Here is a 20767-nt window from a genome sequence, read left to right as displayed (position 1 = left end):
GTGTGAACTAGTCGAAGACATGGCCGTGGACATACCGTTCGTCCTTGCCTGCGGCCTCGGTGAGTGACGCCACGTTCTGCCGGGTAAAGAAGCCCTTGAACTTGTGGCACCGCTCGACGTACTCGGTGATCAATATCGAGTACTTGGAGTGTTTCGAGAAGATTTGCTTCAAATCGGGATCGTCCTTGCACTCGCCCACCACGTGCGCCAGGAACGGAACGCCCAACGTGCGCAGCTCGCCCACCACGAAGTCGACGTTCTTCATTCCGCTGGGATGGTCGCCATCGGTAACTTCATACGCCATGTGGTGCATCCGACGGCCGTAATTCCGCACAAAGTCTTCGGTGGGCATCGGCAGGTTGTCGAACGAGTTGACGAACGATGGGGTGTTGTTGGCCGTGAACACCTTGGCCGGCGACTCTTTGTCGTCCTGCACGTTGTGATTGCGGTTCACGTTGGTCGAGGAGTTCATCTCATGGATGTTGTACGCGCCCCAGAAGTAATAATTCGACAGGGTGAGGAACTCCAAGATCGCGTCCTCACGTTCGCCGGCCAGGATCCGCGTCGCCATGTGGTCGATGCCTGTGAGCAACGGCTGAATGCCGGCTTCCTCGCCTGCCTGCTTCTGTTTTTCAAGGGCCACGAGTTGGTCGTCGCTCAGTGTGAACGGAGTTCCGAGTTGCAGTGAGTCGTAGTCCTCGAAGTCCGACTCGGAGTAGCCAACGCGGTTGTAGGTGAAGTCTGATGGCACGGTGAACAGCAGCGATTCGAGCGTGTAGAGCGGATTCTCGGTATCTCCCTCGTACTCGAACCGAGTATTGTGCGACTCCAGGACCTTGCAAGTCTCCTTCTTATCTTTCGTTTGATAGATCTCGCCGACATACCGCGCGTTGGGCTTGCTGCGGGCCATGGGGTAGATCATGTTCAGTCGGCGGATGTCGTCTTCGAAGTCGGCGTCCAGCGGCTCGATGACGAGGATCCGCGGGAAGCGGTCCTCGGAAACGAGTATATAGATATTGTGCGTTGTGCTCCGATAACCGGCGGCGAACCGGTAGGGAGACATTAAGTACAGCTCTTCCAGGTACCCAAGCGCGTCGCCGGTCTCCACTTGGATCACGACGCCACGCATGTTGCCGAGCAGTTCATCCAACCCGCTGCTGAGCCTGCGCTCGTAGATCTTGACCCGATATTCCTCGAAGAAGTCTGAGTTTTTCTTGTCTCCCACATGCTGGTAGGTCAGAAGATCGAAACCCATCAGAATCGCTCGCTGAAAGTAGTTGAGTGAGAGAAGAAATGAACCGGTGCTTGAACATACGCTTCTAAACGAGCGCGGTCAACAATTGACTGCCAGTTTGGGGGGACCAAGCGGCGTCAATATTCGTTGCGGTCAAAATACGATGTAGGTCTGCTCGCAGTTTGTGGTAGGCTACACCGCATTGCCCCTAGCTACCAGACTAGTCGAGAACTCAAATGGCACTCACTGGACCATCACTGGATCAGCCTGTGCGCGCGGCTGACATTCTCACGCGCGGCTTGCAAGCGAATCCCGACGCCCCTGCGCTGGTATCGCCCGACGAAACGTTGACTTGGCGCGAACTCGACCAATCGAGCAGCCGGCTGGCGGCGAATCTCCTGGAACTGGGTCTCGAGCCGGGCGATCGGGTGGCAAGCCTAATGCCCAACCGCACGGCGCTGGTGGTGTTCTATCTGGCGTGCCTTCGGGCGGGGTTGGTGGCGACACCGCTGAACTATCGCTATCAGGCGCCGGAGATCGACCACGCGCTGGGCGTGAGCGAGGCGGCGATCCTGCTGGCGCATGTTGAGCGGGACGCGGACCTGGCCAAGAGCGAACTGGCTCCAAAACTTCGGCTCGGCACCATCGCGTACGGCGGCGGCCAAGATCGCGCCCCCAGCTACGAACAGTTGCTCGCCAAGGATCCAACGTCGGCCAACCTGCCGGAGATTCCTCCAACAGCGCCTGCGTTCATCTATTTCACATCAGGCAGCACCGGCAAACCCAAAGGCGTGACCCATACACAGGAAACCTATGGATGGATGCTCGCCAGTGCGATTCAAAGTCTCGAGCTGCAAGGCGACGATGTGTTCCTACCGGGATCGTCGCTGTCGCACATCGGTGCGTCGCTAATGTCGCTGTGCGGTTTGGCCGCTGGGGTGCGAGTCGACCTGGCGCGCACTTTTGATGGCCACGAGATACTGCCCATCCTGCAGGATGCCAAGCCAACGATCCTCTGCATGTTGCCGGCGGCCTTGTTCACTTTGGTGCGCGATCACGACGCTAGCCACGAGCACTTTCAGTCGCTCAGGGTCTGTTTTGCCGGCGGCGACAAGGTGTCGGCGGAGTTGGAGCGAGAGTTTGTCGACATGGCGGGCATCGAAATCGACGAAATCTACGGCATGTCCGAGATCGGCCTTGCTACGGCCAATCCGCGTACCGGCATGAATAAGGTCGGATCGATGGGACGTCTCGCGCCGGGCTTCCAGGCGTTGGTGCGGGATGAACAGGGCAACGAACTTCCGTTCGGCACTCCGGGAAAGCTCTGGATCAAGTCGCCGGCCAACACCATTGGCTACTGGAACCGCCCGGACGCAACCGCGGAAACCATCGTCGACGGATGGCTCGACACCGGCGACATCGCCCATGCGGACGAAGACGGTTATCTATGGTTCGAAGGGCGGAAGAAGCAGATCATCGTTCACGATGGTTCGAACATCTGCCCGCAGGAGGTCGAGGCCTCGCTCGAAGAACACCCGGCAGTTTCCGCCGCAGGAGCGGTCGGCGTGCACGATATGGTACACGGGGAGAACGTGCGAGCGTATATCTCACTCGATCCGAGAGCGGCGATGCCTACCGTGACCGAGTTAATTCAGTTCTCCCGAGAGCGAATTGGCTACAAAGCGCCAGAAGAGATTGTGATTCTCGACGAGATGCCGCTGAATGCCACCGGCAAGATCGATCGCGTGACCCTCAAGAAATTGGCCGCCGAAGGGCACTAGTTTGTCGACGCTACTCCACCGCGTCCGCCGAATCCACTTCCGGAGCCGGCTGGGGAACGACTTCCATCGTTTCCGAGTTAACCACCAACGGTGGCAACGCTCTGCAGCGGATCTGCCAGCCGCCTCCCAGTGCCTTGTAGACTTGTATCAAGGAGAGCGCCACCGACGCCCTGGCTGCGGCGAGGTTGTCCTGATAGGTAACCAGCTCCGACTGCACCGTGGCGACACGGTTGTAGTCGACCTTTCCATTGCGATACTGGATCACCGCCACGTCGGACGACTTCTTCAAAGCATCGACACTCTTCTGCAAAGCGGCCACCAACTCCTGCGACTGCAGGTACGACACGATGGCGTCTTCCGCCTCCTGATTGGCGTTGAGCACGGTCTGCTTGTAAAGCGCCACCTGTTCGCAATACTTCGACTCCTGCAGGCGGACGTTGTTCGCCAGGCGTCCGTAGTTCAGGATGTCCCAATGAAAGCCCGGCCCGACGGTTCCATAGTTGGCCGCAGAGCTGAACACATCGTCGAAGTCGCCGGCGTGCCACCCCAAAGTGCCAGTAATGCTGAACGCGGGATAGAGTTCGGCGGTGGCCACGCCAATCAGCGCGCTTTCGGCGGCCACACGACGCTCGGCCGCACGGATGTCGGGCCGGCGCCGGATCAACTCGGCGGGAATGCCGACCACCACCTCCGACGGCGCATCGGGAATCGGTGCGGGTGACATGTTCTTCGCCAGGTCACTCGGCGGCATTCCCATCAGCACGCACAGCTGGTTGCTGGCCACTCGTTGCTGTATGCGAAGCTGGGGAAGCAAGGCCTCGGTGTTGGCCAGCGTAGCGGTGGCCTGGTCGATGTCTAACTCGGTAACGGCCCCCTGATCGAAGCGCGCTTTGGCGATTCCGTAGCTCTGTTGCTGCAACTCGACATTCTGCTGAGCCAGGCGGATACGCTCTTGATACTCGCGGACCTGAACATATGCCGTGGCCGTATCGGCCAGCAGGCTCACGAGAATTGCGTCGTAGTTGTTCACCGACTCGTCGAGTCGAGCATCGCTGGCCTCGATCGCCCGACGGAATCGCCCCCACACGTCGAGTTCCCACCCCAAGCTGAAGCCATGCTGCCAGGAGTCGAAGGTGCGTGGAATCTGAATGGGCGTGGGCAAGCGGTTGTTCAACTCGTTCAGGCCCGTGAGGTCGCCACGTCTTGACCGCTGAAGACGGGTGTACCGACCATCGTAACTTTGGTGCTGGGGAAACAGGCTTCCGGTGGCGATCGCTGTCTGGTATCGCGCCTGAAGCACTCGTTGTCCGGCCGCCCGTAGTGTGAGGTTCTGCGAGTAGGTCGACTGCACCAATTCGTCGAGCACCGGGTCGCCCAGCGTTCGCCACCACGCAAAGTCGGTGACGTCAGTCGAATCGACGAGCAACTTGGGATCGTCGTAGTCGATCCAATCGCTGGCCACCGGCGCTGCGGGACGCCGGTAGTTGGGGCCAAGCTTCAGACCGTTTCGCCACCAGTCGATCGGCCGCGCGTCGGGCAAACTGCTGCAGCCGGATATCATAACTGCCACGAGCACCGCAAGCAGCTTGCGTGCTAGCGGTGTCGAAGTAGTTGCTTGCTGGAGTTTGGCCGCCATAAGGGGGTGCTTGCTCGCCGTGGCATCCTTGGAACGCTTGAGGGGTAGAACTACTTCAATTGCTGAAATCGGAATAACCGGCCCGTTGCGCACAGCCGCTTCGACCCGGCCCGTTCGATCGTCACAACCGGCAAACTCTTACATCATCTGCCAACTCGTTTTGCGAGCAGCACGTTGGGCTGGAAAACCGCACAAAACAGGCTGATTTCGGGCTATAATCTTCGCGTTCTCTAACCCCAAAGACGGGTGTGCTGCGCATGCGAAGTCATTCTATATCCACTCTGTTCATAGCGATGCTGGCAGTCGCCTCGACCGCGGGGTGTCGCCCTGCCGCGCTGAAGACGGGCCCGCCTGAGCCGGTCACTTTCACGGTCAGTCGCCCCATCGTGCGAGAGGTGACCGACTTCCGCGTCTTCACTGGAACTACGGCCGCCGTGGCCTCGGTCGACATCCAGGCGCGTGTAACCGGCTACCTCGACGAGCTTCCATTCACCGAAGGAGCCAAAGTGAAGGCCGGTGAGGTACTTGCCCAGATCGATCCGCGCCCCTACCAGGCCAAGCTCGACGCAGCGCAAGGGGAGGTCGCGCTCAACGAGGCCCAACTCGTTCTCGCTCAGAAGGAGAACGACAGAGCCAAGGCCATTCGGGCGGAGAACGCTGGAGCGATCAGCCAACAGGAACTCGACACCCGCGTAGCAAAAGTGCAGGAGGCCACCGCAGCCGTGCAATCGGCCAAGGCCAACCTGGAACAATACAAGCTCGACGTCGAATTCACCAAAGTCATCTCGCCAATCGACGGTCGTGTTAGTCGCTACTACCTGACCGTCGGCAATCTGGTTACTCAGAACCAAACGCTGATCACCACCGTGGTTTCGCAGGATCCGATTTACGTCTACTTCGACGTCGACGAGCGTACCATGCTGCAAGTCATGCGACCCATGTACGCCGGCGAGCTTCCATCGGCACGGTCCAGGAAGCTGGCCGTCGAGGCGGGCCTGCAGGACAACGACGACTTTCCGCTCAAGGGGGTGATCGACTTCGCCAACAACGTGGTGGATTCGTCCACCGGCACGATCGTGGTCCGCGCCCAATTCGACAACCCGGCAAGCAAGGACGACGTGCGGCTCCTGATGCCGGGCATGTTTGTTCGCGTGAAGCTGCCCATCGGCAAGCCGGAGCAACTTCCGCTGGTGGCCGAGAAGGCCGTGACCAACGATCAGGGACAGACGTTCGTCTATCTGGTCGACGAGGACGACAAGGTGGAGTATCGCCGAGTGGAACTGGGACGCATGACCGATGACGGACTGTGGGTCGTGAAGAACGGGCTCGAGCCGGACGATCGTGTGATCGTCAGCGGCATCCAATTCGCCAAGGCGGGCGAGAAAGCTCAACTCAAGGAAGCTCCGATGCCCACGACCGGCACTTCACCGAGTCCCACGCCACAACCCGACAGGGCGGGCTCACCCGGCGAGGCCGGCTCGTCGACCAGCTCTGGGTCGTAGCTCCTTGCACCGCGTCCATCAGCACACCCGTTTCCGCCTAAGTTACATTCGATGATCTCACGCTACTTCATCGACCGCCCTGTGTTTGCCAGTGTGATCTCGATTCTGATCACACTGGCCGGCGCGTTGGCGGTGATGACGTTGCCGATCTCGCAGTACCCCGAGATCACTCCTCCCACCATCCAGGTGATTGCTCGCTACCCGGGGGCGAGCGCGCGAGTGATGGCCGACACCATCGCCGCGCCCATCGAGCAGCAGGTCAATGGTGTCGATGGCATGCTCTACATGTCGTCGCAGTCGGCCAACGACGGCACCTACATGTTGACGGTCACCTTCGCACTGGGGACCGACATCGACGAGGCGATGGTCACCGTGCAGAACCGCGTGTCGCTGGCGATGCCGCAACTGCCGGAGATCGTGCAGAAGCAGGGCGTGGTGGTGCAGAAGAAGTCGCCCGACATCCTGCTGGTGGTGAATCTGATCTCGCCGCACGAGACCTACGACACGCTATACATGAGCAACTACGCCACGCTGCATGTGATCGACGAGCTGGCACGGCTCGAAGGCGTGGGCGACATCACATTCCTCGGCCAACGCGACTACAGCATTCGCGTGTGGCTGCTACCCGACCAGCTCGCGTACCGCGGTATGACGCCCACCGATGTGATGTCGGCCCTCGAAAAACAGAACATCCAAGCCGTCCTGGGCCAAGTTGGCGACTCGCCGGCCGAGGCTTCGCAGCAACTACAGCTTACGCTCAGCGCTTTAGGGCGATTGAGCACGGTCGAAGAGTTCGAAGACATCGTCGTCAAGACAACCGGCAGCGACTCCGAGCGGTTCGGCCCCACCACCCGGTCGGTCCATCTGCGCGACGTTGCGCGAGTGGAGCTAGGCGCGCAGAACATGCGGATGTCCTCCACGCTCGACGGAATGCCCACCGTGGGACTGGCCATGTACCAACTGCCCGGCGCGAATGCCCTGGCGGTGGGCAACGCGATTCGCGCCAAGATGAAGGAACTCGAGGCTGAGTTCCCGGACGACCTGGAGTACGCAATCGCCTACGACACCACGCCGTTCACGGCCGAGTCGATTCGCGACGTGTTTCATACCCTCGGCGAAGCGACCGTGCTGGTGGCGCTGGTCGTGTTGCTGTTCCTGCAGAACTGGAGAGCCACGATCATTCCGCTGGTGGCAGTTCCCGTGGCCATCGTCGGTACGTTCGCCGTGATGGCGGTGATTGGGTTTTCGCTCAACACTTTGTCGCTGTTTGGCTTGGTCCTCGCCGTTGGTATCGTGGTCGACGACGCGATCGTCGTGGTCGAGAATGTCCAACGCTGGCTCGAGGAAGGACACTCGCCGCGCGAGGCCGCCTGCCGCGCGATGGACGAAGTCTCCGGGCCGATCGTCGCGGTGGCCTTGGTGCTGGCCGCGGTGTTTCTGCCTTGTGCGTTCATCAGCGGCATCACTGGTGAGTTCTTTCGGCAGTTCGCGGTCACCATCGCGGTCTCCACGGCCTTCTCGGCGTTCAACTCGCTGACGCTCAGCCCAGTGCTCGCGGCGCGGCTGCTCAAACCGCAGGGCGCGAAGCAAGACATCCTCGGCCGCATCATCCAATTCTGCATGGGCTGGCTATTTGGACTGTTCAACCGCAGCTTTCACTTTCTGCAGACCACCTACGTTGCCTGCGTCAAGCGTTTCGTTCGCATGAGCGTCACAGCAATCGTGCTGTACGTCGGGTTGCTCTGCCTCACCGGTTGGTCGTTCAAGAACGCCCCCAAGGGCTTCATCCCGCTGCAGGACAAAGGGTACCTATTGGCCAACGTGCAACTGCCCGACGGCGCCTCGATGCAGCGTACGTCCGTGGTGCTTGCCGAGTTGAAAGACCAATTGCTCCAAACGCCAGGCGTGGCGCATGTGATCACGCTCTCGGGCCGCTCAATTCTGATCAACGCCAACAGCTCGAACTACGGAACGCTGTTCATCATCCTCGACCCGTTCGAAGAGCGGCGTTCGCTCTCGAAGAACGGGCTCGTGATGCTGCTGAAAATGCGCAACGAGTACCCGGCCAGAATGAATGAGGCAATCGTGCAGCCGCTGCCTCCGCCGCCGGTGAGCGGGCTGGGGGTGTCGGGCGGGTTTGAGTTGATGGTCGAGAACCGCGGCAACGCACCGCAAGCGGAATTGCAGCAGGCCACCGAGGAGGTGCTCACTACTGCAATGGCCAATAAGGAAATGGCCGACGTGTTCACGCTGCGCGAAGCACAGTATCCTTCCATCCAACTCAACATCGACCGCCAGCATGCAAGGGCGATGGGCATCCCGATTCAAGAAGTATCGCGCACCTTGGAGTCGACCACCGGCTCTGCGTACGTGAACGACTTCAACCTGTTCGGGCGTCGCTGGCAGGTGAACGTTCAGGCCGATCGTGATTTCCGCAGCCGCCTGGATCAGATCGGGCAGATCAAAGCCCGCAATACCAGCATGTCGATGTCGCCGCTCACGGCATTCACGTCCGATAGCATTTACACCGGCCCGCCCATCATCTTCCGATACAACATCTACGAGGCAGCGCCTGTCATGGGACGGGCGAACCTGGGCGTCAGCTCCGGCGATGCGATCCGACTGGTGGACCACGTGGCGCAGACAACGCTCAAGGACGCGATGCAGTTCGAGTGGACCGGTTTGAGCTACATGCAGGTGAAGGCGGGCAACACCGCGGTGTACATCTTCGCCATGTCGGTGATATTCGTGTTCCTGGTGTTGGCGGCCCTCTACGAAAGTTGGGCGTTGCCGCTGGCGATTATCATGGTCGTGCCATTGGGCCTCTTGTTCTCGATCCTGGGCGTGTGGGCGTTTCCGTTCCTCAACGTCGACATATTCACACAGATTGGATTCGTCGTGCTGGTCGGCCTGAGCTGCAAGAACGCGGTGCTCATTGTCGAGTTCGCCAAACAACTACAGGACGAGGGAGAACCTCTGTTCGACGCCATTGTGAAAGCCTCCGAGATTCGACTCCGCCCGATCATCATGACCTCTTGCGCGTTCCTGTTGGGCGTGGTGCCGCTGATCGTCGCGATGGGCGCGGGGGCCGAGATGCGGCGGGCGCTCGGCGTTGCCATGTTTTGCGGCATGCTCGGCGTAACGATCTTCGGTGTGGTGCTCACGCCGGTGTTTTACTACTTGATCCAACGCCTCGGCGAAACGCGTCTGCTGGCCAACCCAATGGTCCGCAAGATCCTGGGCCTGCTGATGGGCCCCACGTTGGGTGCGTTGTTTGGGTTCATCCTCTGGCAAACCAAAGAGATGCCGTTCTGGTGGTCGATGCTGGTTGGACTGGGCTTCGGCCTCGTGGCCGGCGCCGCGGCCATGCGGATGAGCCGCCGCAGAGCGCCCGACGATAGTCTCGACGAAGCGGTTCCAGCGATCGCGGAGGGCCCGCAATGATTTCCGAATTCTTCATCAACCGGCCGATCTTCGCGGCCGTGTTATCGATCCTCATCACGCTGGCTGGCGCCATCGCCGTGTTCCAGTTGCCCATCGCGCAGTACCCGAACATCACCCCGCCCACCATCGTGGTGTCGGCCCGCTATCCCGGCGCCAACGCCCAGGTGGTGCACGACACAATCGCTACGGCCATCGAAGAACAGGTGAACGGCGTCGAGGACATGATGTACATGTCGAGCGTCTGCACCAACGATGGCACCTACACCCTGACCATCACTTTCAAGCTGGGCTCCGACGTCACCATGGACCAGGTGCTGGTGCAGAATCGGGTGTCGCTCGCCCTGCCGACGATTCCCGCCATCGTGCAGCAGCAGGGAATCACGGTGAAGAAGAAGTCGCCCAATACGCTGATGATCATCAATCTGGTCTCGGACAAAGATCCCGAAACCGGCAAGATGCTGCGCGACAACATCTACCTGAGCAACTACGCGACGCTGCAAATCAAGGACGAGCTGGCGCGGCTCGAAGGCGTGGGCGACGTCACCTACATGGGGCAACGCGACTACAGCATGCGAGTGTGGCTCGACCCCGAGAAGCTCGCATCACTGGGCCTGACGGCCGAAGACGTGGTGAAGGCCATCGAAGACCAGAACGCCCAGGTCACCGCCGGCGAGATTGGTGGCGAGCCCGCTGCCAAGGGGCAACAGTTGCAGCTATCGATCACCACGCTCGGCCGATTGACCACGGTGGCTCAATTCGAAGAGATCGTGGTGAAGAGCAATACCACGGGAGGCCTCACGCAAGCCGGCGCGCGAAGTAACACTGCTACAGGTGCCGCCACCGGTGGGCAGCGTGCCAGCGACCTGAACACGCGGATTGGCCAGAACACTGGCATCGGTGTGAGTCCCGCGACCAGCATTGTCCGCCTGGGCGACATAGCCCGCGTCGAGCTCGGTTCGCAGCAATACAGCCAAACTTGCACACTCGATGGCGAGCCCTCCGTGGCGCTGTCGATCTTCCAACTGCCGGGCTCCAACGCTATCGCCACCGCCCGCACGGTGTACGCGAAGATGGAGGAGCTAAGCCAACGCTTCCCGCCTGGGGTGGACTACAAGATCGTCTATGACACGACGCCGTTCATTCGTGAGTCGATCGTCGAAGTCTTCAAGACACTTCGCGACGCAATGATCCTGGTCGGGTTGGTGGTACTCATCTTCCTGCAGAACTGGCGAGCCACGCTTATCCCGCTGATTGCTGTTCCGGTGGCCGTGATCGGTACGTTTGCCGTGATGGCCGCCCTGGGGTTCAGTTTGAACAACCTGTCGCTGTTTGGCCTCGTGCTGGCGATCGGCATTGTGGTGGACGACGCCATCGTGGTGGTAGAGAACGTGGAGCGGTGGCTCGAAAAAGGGGAGTCGCCCAAGTCGGCCGCCATCAAAGCGATGCAGGAAGTTACCGGGCCGGTCGTCGCGGTGGCGCTGGTGCTGGCGGCAGTGTTTCTGCCTTGTGCGTTTATCGCCGGCATCACCGGCGAGTTCTTCCGGCAGTTTGGCATCACGATCGCCGTGTCAACCATCATCTCGGCGTTCAACTCGCTCACGCTTAGCCCGGCGCTGGCCGCGCTATTGCTCAAGCCGCGCGACGCCAAGCCCGACATCCTCACCCGCTGCCTCAACGGAGTGTTCGGCTGGTTCTTCAAGCTGTTCAACCTCTCGTTCGACGCAAGCAACAAGGGCTACACGTGGCTCACCGGCATTTTGCTGCGAACCAGCGTGATCGTTTTGGTGCTGTACGTCGGGCTGCTCTATTTGACCTATTACAGCTTCGACCACGCGCCCACGGGGTTTGTTCCGCAGCAGGACAAGGGCTACCTGCTGTTGAACGTGCAACTGCCCGACGCCGCTTCGCTCCAACGGACCGAGCAAGTCACCGCCCAGATCGAAGAGATCGCCCGTAACACGGACGGTGTCGCCCACACCGTGGGCATCTCGGGCCAGTCGATTGTGCTGAACGCCAACGCGTCGAACTTTGGCTCGATGTACGTGATGCTCGAGCCGTTTCACGATCGCGACTCGAAGGAACTCGCGTCGAGCGCCATCGCCCGCAAGCTCACCAACGATTTCCGTCAGCAGATCAGCGGCGCGATGGTATCGGTGTTCGAAGCCCCGCCGGTCGACGGTCTGGGCGTCGCGGGTGGCTTTACCATGATGCTCGAAGACCGTGGCTACCAGGGCGAAGCCGCGCTCGATCGGGCCGCTACCGAACTGATCGAACAAGGCAACCACACGGCGGGCCTCACGGGACTGTTCACCGGCGTGCGGGCCGATACGCCTTGGGTTTACTTGGACATCGATCGCGACAAATGCGAATCGCTCGGCGTGAACGTCTCCGATGTGTTCAGCGTTCTGCAGTACAACATTGGGTCGTACTACGTGAACGACTTCAACGAGTTTGGCCGCTCGTGGCAGGTAAATGTGATGGCCGAGTCGGAGTATCGCAACCACCTGAACGACATTCAGCTACTCAAGGTGAAGAATCGCGAGTCCGACATGGTGCCGCTGGCGACATTGCTGGACATCCGCCGCGTGAGTGGGCCGGTGATGCTGCAGCGATACAACACCTACTCGGCCGCTGCCGTGTATGGCGACTTCGCCCCTGGCACCAGCTCGGGCGAGGGAATCGAAACCATGGAGCACCTCGCCGAGCAGCAGTTGCCGGGACAAATGGCGTACCAATGGACCGATATGATTTACATGCAGCTCCAGGCTGGCAACACCGCGATGTACGTGTTCGCGTTGGCCGTGGTGTTCGTGTTCCTGGTGCTCGCCGCCTTGTACGAAAGCTGGCTCTTGCCGCTAGCGGTGATCCTGGTGGTGCCGATGTGCTTGTTGAGTTCGGTGGCGGGAGTGCTGTTCGAGCGATTGGACGTGAACATCTTCACGCAGATCGGATTTGTCGTGCTGGTGGGCCTCGCCAGCAAGAACGCCATCTTGATCGTGGAATTCGCTCGACAGCAACAGTCGCAAGGTGCGACATGCCGCCAGGCGACGCTCGACGCGTGTCACCTGCGATTGCGGCCGATCCTGATGACCTCGTTCGCGTTCATCCTGGGCGTCGTGCCACTGGTGCTCGCCAGCGGAGCGGGCGCCGAAATGCGATACATGCTCGGCACGGCCGTCTTCTACGGCATGCTGGGCGTCACCCTGTTCGGCATCTTCCTTACGCCGGTGTTCTACTTCTCCATCATGACCTTCGCGGGCAAGAAGCAACGCGATTAAGGGCGCAAGGTCCAAGGGCCTCCTTCCCCACAATCCACTCAGAGTTGCCGCTTGAGGACCGTCGCCCGGCGCTCGCAGCTATGGAAAGATCGATGCCCAGTATGCCGCGCGCGAGCGAGATCTATCGTAGACGCCTCGGCCATCGGGAATCTCAAACAGATACCCGTCTTCAACGGGGCGGTTGTCGTCGGGCAAGCACACCGGCTGGAAGTAAGGGACCGGAGCTGCTATTTCGGACGTGTGCCACCCCCGATGGCGGCACCACTTGAGGAACTCGGACTCCGAGATCGCAAACTCCGCTTCGCAACCGTATCGATCCACGTAGAAGGTTACGTCACTCGCAGAAGGGGGAAGTCGAAGGTCGTCCCACAACACGCGATTCGCCACGTGGACGTTTGCCCCGACCGCCTGATAGGGATAGACGCGGTACGCCGCGATCGAACCGATGACCAACGCCACCCCGGTGGTGATCCACAACAGCGTTTTCAGTCCAAACCGCATCCAGCCACTATGGTGCTTGGCGCTTTCGCAAGCAAGTGGCCATCGTCATGCCGAGAAGGCCTAGCAGGACCCACGAACCAGGTTCCGGCACGTTGGCTGCACCAATGGCGGCGGCGCCGGCCGAGTTGCCGAAGTTGTCCTTCCAGGTCATGTAGTCACCGGCATCGACGATGCCCGACCCGTCCTCGGTGCTACCGTCGGGCAGCACGGTGTCGGGGGCGCCAAGGTTGTTGCGCCAGACGGCGTAGTCGGCCAGATTGACCACTCCGTCGTCGTTGTAGTCGCCAGGCAGTCCCGTCGGTGCGAGGAACATGGTGTTGAACAATTCCAAATCCAAATTGTCCACCATGTCGTCGGCATTCAGATCGTACAGGTTTTGGGGATCGCCAATGTTGATCGCCGGCGGGGATGCGATCGCCATCTGCAGCGCTGTGCGGTCGGCATCGGTGAGCATCGTATCGCCGTTCAAGTCGCCAGGCGTGCCGGTGATGGTCAGGTCGCTCAACACAACCGTGTCGGTCAAAGTCCCGTCCATGGGGCTATCGTTGTAGGTAATGGTCCACTCGTAGGTCGCACCAGCGTAGTCGGCTATCACCTGACGACCGTCGAGTAGCGGTGCATGAGGAATCAAGTCGACGTTGTTTTCGCTGAAACCAATCCTGTCGGGATCGAAGAACCGCCCGTTCTCCACTTCGCTCACCCCACCAAGATCAATACCCGAGCCCAGCCGATCAGCACGGAACAACACGAGTTCTTCAGCGGCCCCGTCGTCCATCAGCGGCTCGGAAAGTTTCATCCGCAAGAAGCCAATGCCAATCTCACCCGACTTCGGGACGCTGGGGTTGGCCTCGTTCAAATCGCCGATGAACAACTCGTCGTTCACAACGATCGGATTCAGTCCATCGTTACCAACCACGAACTCCACGACCGACTTGCCCAACCCAAACCGCTTGGAGCCTTCTCGCAGCCCATCGGGATCGCCGGCGCCGATCGTTTCGATGGACCACAGTCCCATATTGCTATCGACAATGAACTCGTCGCCAATCTCCACCGAAGCACTCCCGCCACGAACGCGGAAAATGGAACCTGGCGAGTTGCGAAGTGTGTTGGAACTGTCGACCGGTTCGCGGTCGCTCATGCGAACGTTGCCGGCCAGGCTGAGGGTGGCGGAGCCGCTGATCTCGTACAGCGAACCGCCGGAGTTTGTTTTGTCTCGTGAGAACTCCAGGTTGGCGTTCTCGGTGGTGACGTGCGTGTCGTCGTAGGTAAACGTTCCGGCTTGATGCAGGATGATTCCCCACGGGAAATCGTTTACCGTTGCACTCGAAGTCAGATTTGGCAGGGAGTTTTCGCGGCCGATACGCACCGCGCGGTGCTTGAATGTGTCCGGCTGGCTGAAGTCAATGTTGATCCCGCCTGTACCATTGCGTTCGTGCCCAGAGAGTGTTACGTCGTTGCGAATAACGAGGGTCTGAGTCTCGTTCCCCATCGATTCCACGTCGCCGCCCAAGGCAAAGGTGCCTAGTTCCAAGGTACCATCCAATCCCGTACGGGCGTCGTTCAGGATGACGGTCACGTCGACGTCTTCCATGAAGAAGATGCTATCCGGCCCCGGGGGTGCAGTTTCCGGGCCTGGAGCTGGAGGTGAGTCGTAGGTCGTGGGGTCCCAAATGGTCGGGTCTTCAAAATTCACCGTCGCGCCGGGCGTGAAATTGTCGGCATCGAGATTGACGCTGGCCGTCGCCAAGCCGCCAACCGCGATGGCCAGCACCACCGAAAGAGAACAGAGCAGTGTTGAGTAGGAACGTCGTGGATGTCGAGTCGAAAACATGGGAGGCCTGCAATGAACAAGAAGAGGATGCACTGAAGTTGTAGCCGTTTAGTTGCTTCTCCCGGGGGGGAGCTTTAGTTCTAGGTCGAAGGCCCGCTTCTCGCGGGGCTCGAGCGTCAGCGACAGCCCGGAGGTTGTCGGATGCCGATAGTTCGGGTGGACGGTGGCCGGTTTGGGGCTCTCGAATTCGCCGAGGTCCTCCACGATCACCACGGTATACTCACCGGGCGGTAGCCCATCGCCCTTTTCCATCACGCCCAGGGCGTAGTCGCCGGACTCGTCGGTCAGGCCGTGGGCCGATGTTCCAGTGTCGGCAGAACGCGCAATGACGCGCGCCTTCACCACCGGCGAGCCATCGGTGCGCGTCACCCGTCCCTGCACGTACGCCCGATCGCTACACCCGACGCAGGTCAGAATCCCGAGCAACAGAGTTGGAATCGCGAGTCGTCGCATGGGTGCCATTCGGTTGATCGATAGTAATCCAATTCGACGAAGGCGCAACCGCACCCCCATCCAGTGACATGCTTGGAAATACAGGCCAAATCCTAAAACGGATTGGTGGTCGGCGGAGGCACACAACTGCTCACCACCGTCCCTAACTCATAGATATCGTTAGCGGCCCGGGTGACCATGCGGTCAATCACGTTTGGATCGGTATCCCTAGGAATCGATTGGATGCTCGCATCCACCATGACAAACGGGACGATACCATGATGCGGTCCGCCAAACCCTGGCTCATCGGGGCCCAACGCGAACGGGTAGTTTGCTCCCGCCGAGATTCCAGCTGGATTGCCCCCACCAAACACGTGGCGCGACTCGGCGCTCTGCTTGCCAAGGTGACCAATCAACAGGGTCTTGCTAGTTCCGTCAGTTATTCGCTTGAACGAGGTGTAGGAGGAGTATCTTTCGATGGTTCGCGGGATTCCTCCACCGGGTACGCGTCCCGGTACAAGCGCCCCGTCCATGACTTTACCATGGTTCTGGGTACTCGATCTGCTTGGTCTCACACAACTGGAATGTCGACTCGGACCATAATCGCCAATTGAAGCCAGGTAATCGTCCTGGCCATGTGAATGTGTATGATTGTGGGGCAAGAGCCTCAAGTTCCCTTCGTGGTCTTGCGAAGGACAGATGTAACCGGTGACAACCGTCTGCACGACATCCTCCGTGTTGTCGTAGAAGCAACCTTGCGACATGTCCCAACGATCGTATAGCGCCTGCTCTTCCATGTGCGGCAGGATCAGCCACGCCCAGGTCGCAAGTCCATCTGCGATTCTGGAAGGAGGCAACTCTTGGCGGGTGTCGTGGTAGTTGTGCACCGCGAGACCAACCTGCTTCAAGTTGTTCAGGCAGTGGGTGCGTCGCGCGGCTTCGCGCGCTTGCTGCACTGCTGGCAGGAGCAATGCTACCAGGATGCCAATAATGGCAATCACTACCAACAATTCGACGAGGGTAAACGCCGCGGCGCGCCGAGCGGGCGAATGAACATGTCGCCGTGGGTCATGCCGATCTAACATGGCACTAGTCCTTCAACAATTACGATAAGACGATTTGTCGCAGGGAAAAGCTTGGCAACCGGGAGCTTCCAGCCCATCGGGGGTGCCTACGCCTGGAACCAACCCTAACCCTGCTGTGGACAGCCTGAGTGGGCTTTTGCAATGCCCACTCCCACTGCTTTGTGTCGAGTGTGATTCTCAATAGCTTCGTTATACACCTTGGCAATACGGTCAGCTATAGACAGGTTTGCAATCCGCAGGCCAATATCCGCATTTGCAGTTACCACGCAGCGACTTCGGTTGCACGCAGAACTGGGCGGGTGTCCGCACAGCTCCTTTGCGTATAACGGCCCAGATATTGCAAATCAATGCTTTGATGACCTTGCGTCGAGCGGGTAGTCTAGACAGGAGATAGTCGCCAAGTGTGTTTTCACCAGGCGATCAGCTATTGCTTGTGACGTTTGGGACGGTCTGGCTCCCAGCGCTCTTCTCAACATTCTGCTTTACTTCCAGGAGGAGCTGATGAGTTGTTTCTTAAGACGAGCATCAATTGCGGTTGCGCTAGCATTGCTTTGCTACACGCCGTCCTACGCTGTTGAGTTTGACAACGACAACGGCGACGGCACCTGGGAACAAGTAACCAACTGGGCTGACGATCTGCTGCCCGATGGCAACGTGGCAGAGATATTTCTGCAAGACGTCAACAACCCACTGCCGGTAGTCGACGGACTTCCTACCGTTACCCTCAGCTCCGGCAACCATTCTCCCACATTGCTCGACCTCGGTGGCGGTGGAGATGACGATCTGGGAGATATTCAATTCCTGATGACGGGGGGAACATTAAACCTCAGTCAGGATAGCGAAATCGGCAACGGCAGCGATTCGAATCTCGCCATGGCTGACTACACGGCCTACTTCATCCAGACCGGTGGCGACGTGATTGTTACCGGCGGCTCCGGCACCGATATCAAGCTCTCGGCTGGCGGCGATGCGATTCCCATGGGCTCGGTTTACTCCATTAGAGGTGGCTCGCTCCAATCTTCCGGCACGGTCGACCTGGGTGGCGGTGCGCCAGCGGCCCCCGTGACCCACGCTTCGGCACTGTTCGAGATCGTCGGCACAGGTCCCACTTCGATTGAGATTGAAGACCTCAAGACCGACACGGCTGCCGACGTCGGAACCCCCATCGCGCTAGGCTTCGTTCTCGATGCGGGTGGCGTAACTCCTTTGGTAGCCAGGGACGATGTCCAAATGGATGGGTTGGGTCTGGAACTCGGCCTGTCGGACGTCCCGCCTGCTGGCGACATCGTGTTGATTCAGGCCGATCGGCTTTCGAACGACAATCAGTTCATCGGGCTACCGGATGGTTCGGATGTATCCGCCGACTTCGGAGGCAACACCTACACCTGGACGATCAATTACTTCGATAGCAGTGACGACACTGTGATCGTCGATGCAGTGGTGCTCAGCAATCTGCGAGTGAGTCCGGCAGTTCCCGAACCGGCGACGGTAGTGCTGATTTCCGTCGCTGGATTGTTGGGATTGGCAGTGCGCCGTCGAGCGATGGCCAAGTAAGTAGATAGGGCAGCAAGACCGATCGGCGGTGTTCGCGCACCGCCGGTGGGTCTTTTTAACCGCGAATACTTTTCAAACTCCTTGTCCTTTCAAAACCTAGTCCGAACAGCTTGGGAGATTCTAATGAGACGACTACATTGGGCTATTGCCACGTGTGCGGGCCTCGCTTGCCTGACGCTCCTGCAACCATCGCTTGCCGCGACCGTCGACGCGACCCACGACACCTGGGTTCGCGAAGACAGCGCAGACAGCAATCGAAACGGGAACGATCAGATGAACGCCCGGACCGATCTCGACGCCGACGACAACGACGTAATCCTGCTACGCTTCCCCACCACGGATATTCCAGCTGGAGTCAGCGGACTCTCGCTCAACTTGTACTGGCAGCGAAGCGATTCCAGCTCGAGTAACGAACTGAAGCTCTATGGTCTCAACGAGACGGACACCGACGAGACCGCTTGGACCGAATCCACGGTCACCTACAACAACGCTCCGGGGCTCCTGCCGGACGGTGTGGATCCAGCCACCGAAAGCGGCAACGGCGCCACCTTCGATGAGATCCAAGACCTGGACGTGGCCAACCTGACGCTGCTGGTTCCCGGTCAGGGCTATGGGCCACAAGTACTCGACGAGGAATACTCGTTCTCCAGTGCAGCCCTTGATGCGTTTGTGAACGCCGACACGAACGGCGAAGTCACCTTCCTGATCCTAAGGGCCAACGAGTCCACCAGTGGCAATCAGGCGCGGTTCTGGCCAAAAGAGTCGGGCACGGCGCCCAACTTGAGCTTCGTTCCGGAGCCCAGTTCCGTTGCCTTGCTGGGCTTGTTGACCCTCGTCGCAGGCGTGGCGGTGCGCCGGCGTTGATTGACAAGAGATGCTAAGAGCTTTTTCCTATGCGGCGCTTCGGGTTCGGGGCGCCGCTTTCTTCATTCCACGTCGGCTAACCATGCGTTCACGGCAGAGAAACGGCATAGCGGTAGGCTTGGCGATTGCCATGGTGCTTAGCACCGGGGCCACGTTCGGGGAACTGCCGGCGTTTCCCGGCGCCGTGGGACAAGCGTCGGGCACCGCCGGCGGACGCGGCGGCGATGTGTATCACGTCACCAACCTGCGGGACTACAACTCCAACGCCGATGAGCCAAAAATCCCCGGCAGCCTTCGCCACGCCGTGCGATCGGCCGAAGGCCCGCGGACCATCGTGTTCGACGTGAGTGGGCCGATCGCGCTGGAATGCCCGCTGGAGATTCTGAAGAACAACCTGACCATCGCGGGACAGACTTCGCCGGGCGGGGTCACGCTGTGGGGTTATCCGTTGGAGATCAGCCAATGCTCCGACGTGGTGATACGCCACTTGCGCATCCGGCTGGGCGATTTCCACGCCCGCCACGAAGATGGGCAACAAACCGGTTTCGTGGGCGGTAACAACGACCTGGACGCCAGTTCGGCCAACGCCATGGCGATTCACGGCGATGCCGAGCGAATTCTGCTCGATCATTTGTCGGTCTCCTGGGGCATGGACGAGACGCTTTCGGTGACCAAGTGCCGTGACGTCACCGTGCAGCACTGTCTGATCGCCGAAAGCCTCAAGCGGTCGTTCCACGCCAAGGGTTCGCACGGTTATGGATCGTTGGTGCGTGGCGAACTCACCGCCGACGATCAGGCGGCCGGCGTGGGCGGGTTTACCTTCTACCAGAACATGTGGGCGCACCACGACGCGCGCAATCCCTCGATCGCCGGCCAGCAACGTCTCGACCGCGGACAACGAGAGGAAGATCGCCGCCGTGCCGATGTAAATCTCGTCAACTGCCTGGTGTACAACTGGGGCAATCAGGCCACGCATCGGAGCAACGACGGGCAGGTGCGCATCAATCTGCTGGGCAACTATTACGCCAACGGATCGGCCAAGAAGGCCAAGTACTTCTTTCGCGGAACGCCCACCGGGCCAACCTTCGTCCGGCATGCGGGCAATGTGCACGATCGAACCGTTGATGGCGAGTGCAACGGTGAGTTGATCGACACACCGGACGACGTGGCCGCTGGATTTCACGACATGAACGACGACGATGAAATCGCAGCAGCCGATCCCCCATTTGAGTTTATCGATAACCTCGAGACCAAGGTCCTCTCGGCGGATCAGGCCGTGGAGAGCGTGAAGCAGCACGTCGGCGCTTCGTTGTGGCGCGATGAGGTCGACCACCGCGTGATCGATTCGTTCGCCACAGGCACCGGGCGCCTGATCGACTCGCAGGAAGAACTTCGTGTGGGAGGAGTTTTGCCCGGCATCGACGACCTGAAGATGACGAAACGGCCTGAGGATTTCGACACCGACCGCGACGGCATGCCCAACGAGTGGGAAGCCCGACATGGTCTCGATGCCAACAATCCGAACGACCAACGCCAAACGACACTCTCTAGTGCCGGTTACACCAACCTCGAAACGTACCTAAACGACGTGGCGCAGCCGGAACTAGAGTAACCCGATGCGGCCA

At 59.9% G+C, this 20767-nt stretch carries 13 protein-coding genes; 7 read left to right on the top strand and 6 right to left on the bottom strand.

Features of this window, described 5'->3' with window-relative positions; genetic code table 11:
* Window positions 1-7: 7 nt before the first annotated feature.
* A complete protein-coding gene (locus ACQK2L_RS12585; RefSeq protein WP_425397324.1) occupies window positions 8-1255 on the bottom strand; it encodes a hypothetical protein in 1248 nt (415 codons plus the stop codon).
* 215 nt (window positions 1256-1470) lie between these two features.
* On the opposite strand from ACQK2L_RS12585, the gene ACQK2L_RS12580 reads away from it, so the two are divergent.
* Window positions 1471-3015 carry a class I adenylate-forming enzyme family protein gene (locus ACQK2L_RS12580; RefSeq protein ID WP_425397323.1) on the top strand — a complete coding sequence of 515 codons (1545 nt, stop codon included), beginning with the start codon at window positions 1471-1473 and terminating at the stop codon, window positions 3013-3015.
* Window positions 3016-3025: 10 nt separating this feature from the next.
* Here the strand turns inward: ACQK2L_RS12580 and ACQK2L_RS12575 are convergent, their stop codons facing one another.
* Window positions 3026-4651 carry an efflux transporter outer membrane subunit gene (locus ACQK2L_RS12575; RefSeq protein WP_425397322.1) on the bottom strand — a complete coding sequence of 542 codons (1626 nt, stop codon included), beginning with the start codon at window positions 4649-4651 and terminating at the stop codon, window positions 3026-3028.
* A 257-nt stretch (window positions 4652-4908) separates the two neighbouring features.
* On the opposite strand from ACQK2L_RS12575, the gene ACQK2L_RS12570 reads away from it, so the two are divergent.
* Genes ACQK2L_RS12570 through ACQK2L_RS12560 form a run of 3 tightly spaced genes read left to right on the top strand, consistent with a single transcriptional unit; the run spans window position 4909 to window position 12875 of the window.
* Window positions 4909-6153, top strand: coding sequence for an efflux RND transporter periplasmic adaptor subunit (locus ACQK2L_RS12570; protein ID WP_425397321.1), 1245 nt, complete (start codon window positions 4909-4911; stop codon window positions 6151-6153).
* 51 nt (window positions 6154-6204) lie between these two features.
* Window positions 6205-9597, top strand: coding sequence for an efflux RND transporter permease subunit (locus ACQK2L_RS12565; protein ID WP_425397320.1), 3393 nt, complete (start codon window positions 6205-6207; stop codon window positions 9595-9597).
* Entirely contained in the window at window positions 9594-12875 is a 3282-nt protein-coding gene (locus ACQK2L_RS12560) for an efflux RND transporter permease subunit (protein WP_425397319.1), read from the top strand. Before ACQK2L_RS12565 ends, ACQK2L_RS12560 begins: the two co-directional genes overlap by 4 nt.
* Before the next feature lie 78 nt (window positions 12876-12953).
* On the opposite strand, the gene ACQK2L_RS12555 is transcribed toward ACQK2L_RS12560, so the two are convergent.
* The 4 genes from ACQK2L_RS12555 to ACQK2L_RS12540 all read right to left on the bottom strand — a co-directional run bounded on the left by ACQK2L_RS12555 (window position 12954) and on the right by ACQK2L_RS12540 (window position 16724).
* Complete coding sequence (locus ACQK2L_RS12555) at window positions 12954-13376, bottom strand: hypothetical protein (RefSeq protein WP_425397318.1); 423 nt, start codon at window positions 13374-13376, stop codon at window positions 12954-12956.
* Between the two features lie 7 nt (window positions 13377-13383).
* Window positions 13384-15207 (bottom strand): PEP-CTERM sorting domain-containing protein, encoded by a 1824-nt coding sequence (locus tag ACQK2L_RS12550; protein ID WP_425397317.1) that lies wholly within the window; start codon window positions 15205-15207, stop codon window positions 13384-13386.
* A gap of 48 nt (window positions 15208-15255) precedes the next feature.
* Window positions 15256-15660, bottom strand: coding sequence for a carboxypeptidase-like regulatory domain-containing protein (locus ACQK2L_RS12545; RefSeq protein ID WP_425397316.1), 405 nt, complete (start codon window positions 15658-15660; stop codon window positions 15256-15258).
* Window positions 15661-15752: 92 nt separating this feature from the next.
* Complete coding sequence (locus ACQK2L_RS12540; RefSeq protein ID WP_425397315.1) at window positions 15753-16724, bottom strand: DUF1559 domain-containing protein; 972 nt, start codon at window positions 16722-16724, stop codon at window positions 15753-15755.
* Window positions 16725-17225: 501 nt separating this feature from the next.
* Between ACQK2L_RS12540 and ACQK2L_RS12535 the strand changes: the two genes are divergently transcribed.
* The 3 genes from ACQK2L_RS12535 (at window position 17226) to ACQK2L_RS12525 (ending at window position 20754) form a co-directional block, all read left to right on the top strand.
* Complete coding sequence (locus ACQK2L_RS12535; protein ID WP_425397314.1) at window positions 17226-18278, top strand: PEP-CTERM sorting domain-containing protein; 1053 nt, start codon at window positions 17226-17228, stop codon at window positions 18276-18278.
* A 123-nt stretch (window positions 18279-18401) separates the two neighbouring features.
* The gene (locus ACQK2L_RS12530) at window positions 18402-19142 is read left to right on the top strand and encodes a DUF7594 domain-containing protein (protein WP_425397313.1); all 741 of its coding nucleotides are present in this window, start codon (window positions 18402-18404) and stop codon (window positions 19140-19142) included.
* 82 nt (window positions 19143-19224) lie between these two features.
* The gene (locus ACQK2L_RS12525; protein ID WP_425397312.1) at window positions 19225-20754 is read left to right on the top strand and encodes a pectate lyase family protein; all 1530 of its coding nucleotides are present in this window, start codon (window positions 19225-19227) and stop codon (window positions 20752-20754) included.
* The last annotated feature ends 13 nt before the right edge of the window (window positions 20755-20767 follow it).

The sequence above is a fragment of the Aeoliella sp. genome, from assembly GCF_965227375.1.
Classification (GTDB): Bacteria; Planctomycetota; Planctomycetia; order Pirellulales; family Lacipirellulaceae; genus Aeoliella.
The sequence above is the reverse complement of the archived record's forward strand: the minus strand, read 5'-3'. Positions and strand labels throughout refer to the sequence as shown.

Excerpts from the sequence above, each read along its gene's own strand:
- ACQK2L_RS12530 (WP_425397313.1), top strand. The coding sequence starts at position 18,402 with ATGAGACGACTACATTGGGCTATTGCCACGTGTGCGGGCCTCGCTTGC.
- ACQK2L_RS12550 (WP_425397317.1), bottom strand. The coding sequence starts at position 15,207 with ATGTTTTCGACTCGACATCCACGACGTTCCTACTCAACACTGCTCTGT.
- ACQK2L_RS12575 (WP_425397322.1), bottom strand. The coding sequence starts at position 4,651 with ATGGCGGCCAAACTCCAGCAAGCAACTACTTCGACACCGCTAGCACGC.
- ACQK2L_RS12565 (WP_425397320.1), top strand. The coding sequence starts at position 6,205 with ATGATCTCACGCTACTTCATCGACCGCCCTGTGTTTGCCAGTGTGATC.
- ACQK2L_RS12535 (WP_425397314.1), top strand. The coding sequence starts at position 17,226 with ATGAGTTGTTTCTTAAGACGAGCATCAATTGCGGTTGCGCTAGCATTG.
- ACQK2L_RS12525 (WP_425397312.1), top strand. The coding sequence starts at position 19,225 with ATGCGTTCACGGCAGAGAAACGGCATAGCGGTAGGCTTGGCGATTGCC.
- ACQK2L_RS12570 (WP_425397321.1), top strand. The coding sequence starts at position 4,909 with ATGCGAAGTCATTCTATATCCACTCTGTTCATAGCGATGCTGGCAGTC.
- ACQK2L_RS12560 (WP_425397319.1), top strand. The coding sequence starts at position 9,594 with ATGATTTCCGAATTCTTCATCAACCGGCCGATCTTCGCGGCCGTGTTA.
- ACQK2L_RS12580 (WP_425397323.1), top strand. The coding sequence starts at position 1,471 with ATGGCACTCACTGGACCATCACTGGATCAGCCTGTGCGCGCGGCTGAC.
- ACQK2L_RS12585 (WP_425397324.1), bottom strand. The coding sequence starts at position 1,255 with ATGGGTTTCGATCTTCTGACCTACCAGCATGTGGGAGACAAGAAAAAC.
- ACQK2L_RS12545 (WP_425397316.1), bottom strand. The coding sequence starts at position 15,660 with ATGCGACGACTCGCGATTCCAACTCTGTTGCTCGGGATTCTGACCTGC.
- ACQK2L_RS12555 (WP_425397318.1), bottom strand. The coding sequence starts at position 13,376 with ATGCGGTTTGGACTGAAAACGCTGTTGTGGATCACCACCGGGGTGGCG.
- ACQK2L_RS12540 (WP_425397315.1), bottom strand. The coding sequence starts at position 16,724 with ATGTTAGATCGGCATGACCCACGGCGACATGTTCATTCGCCCGCTCGG.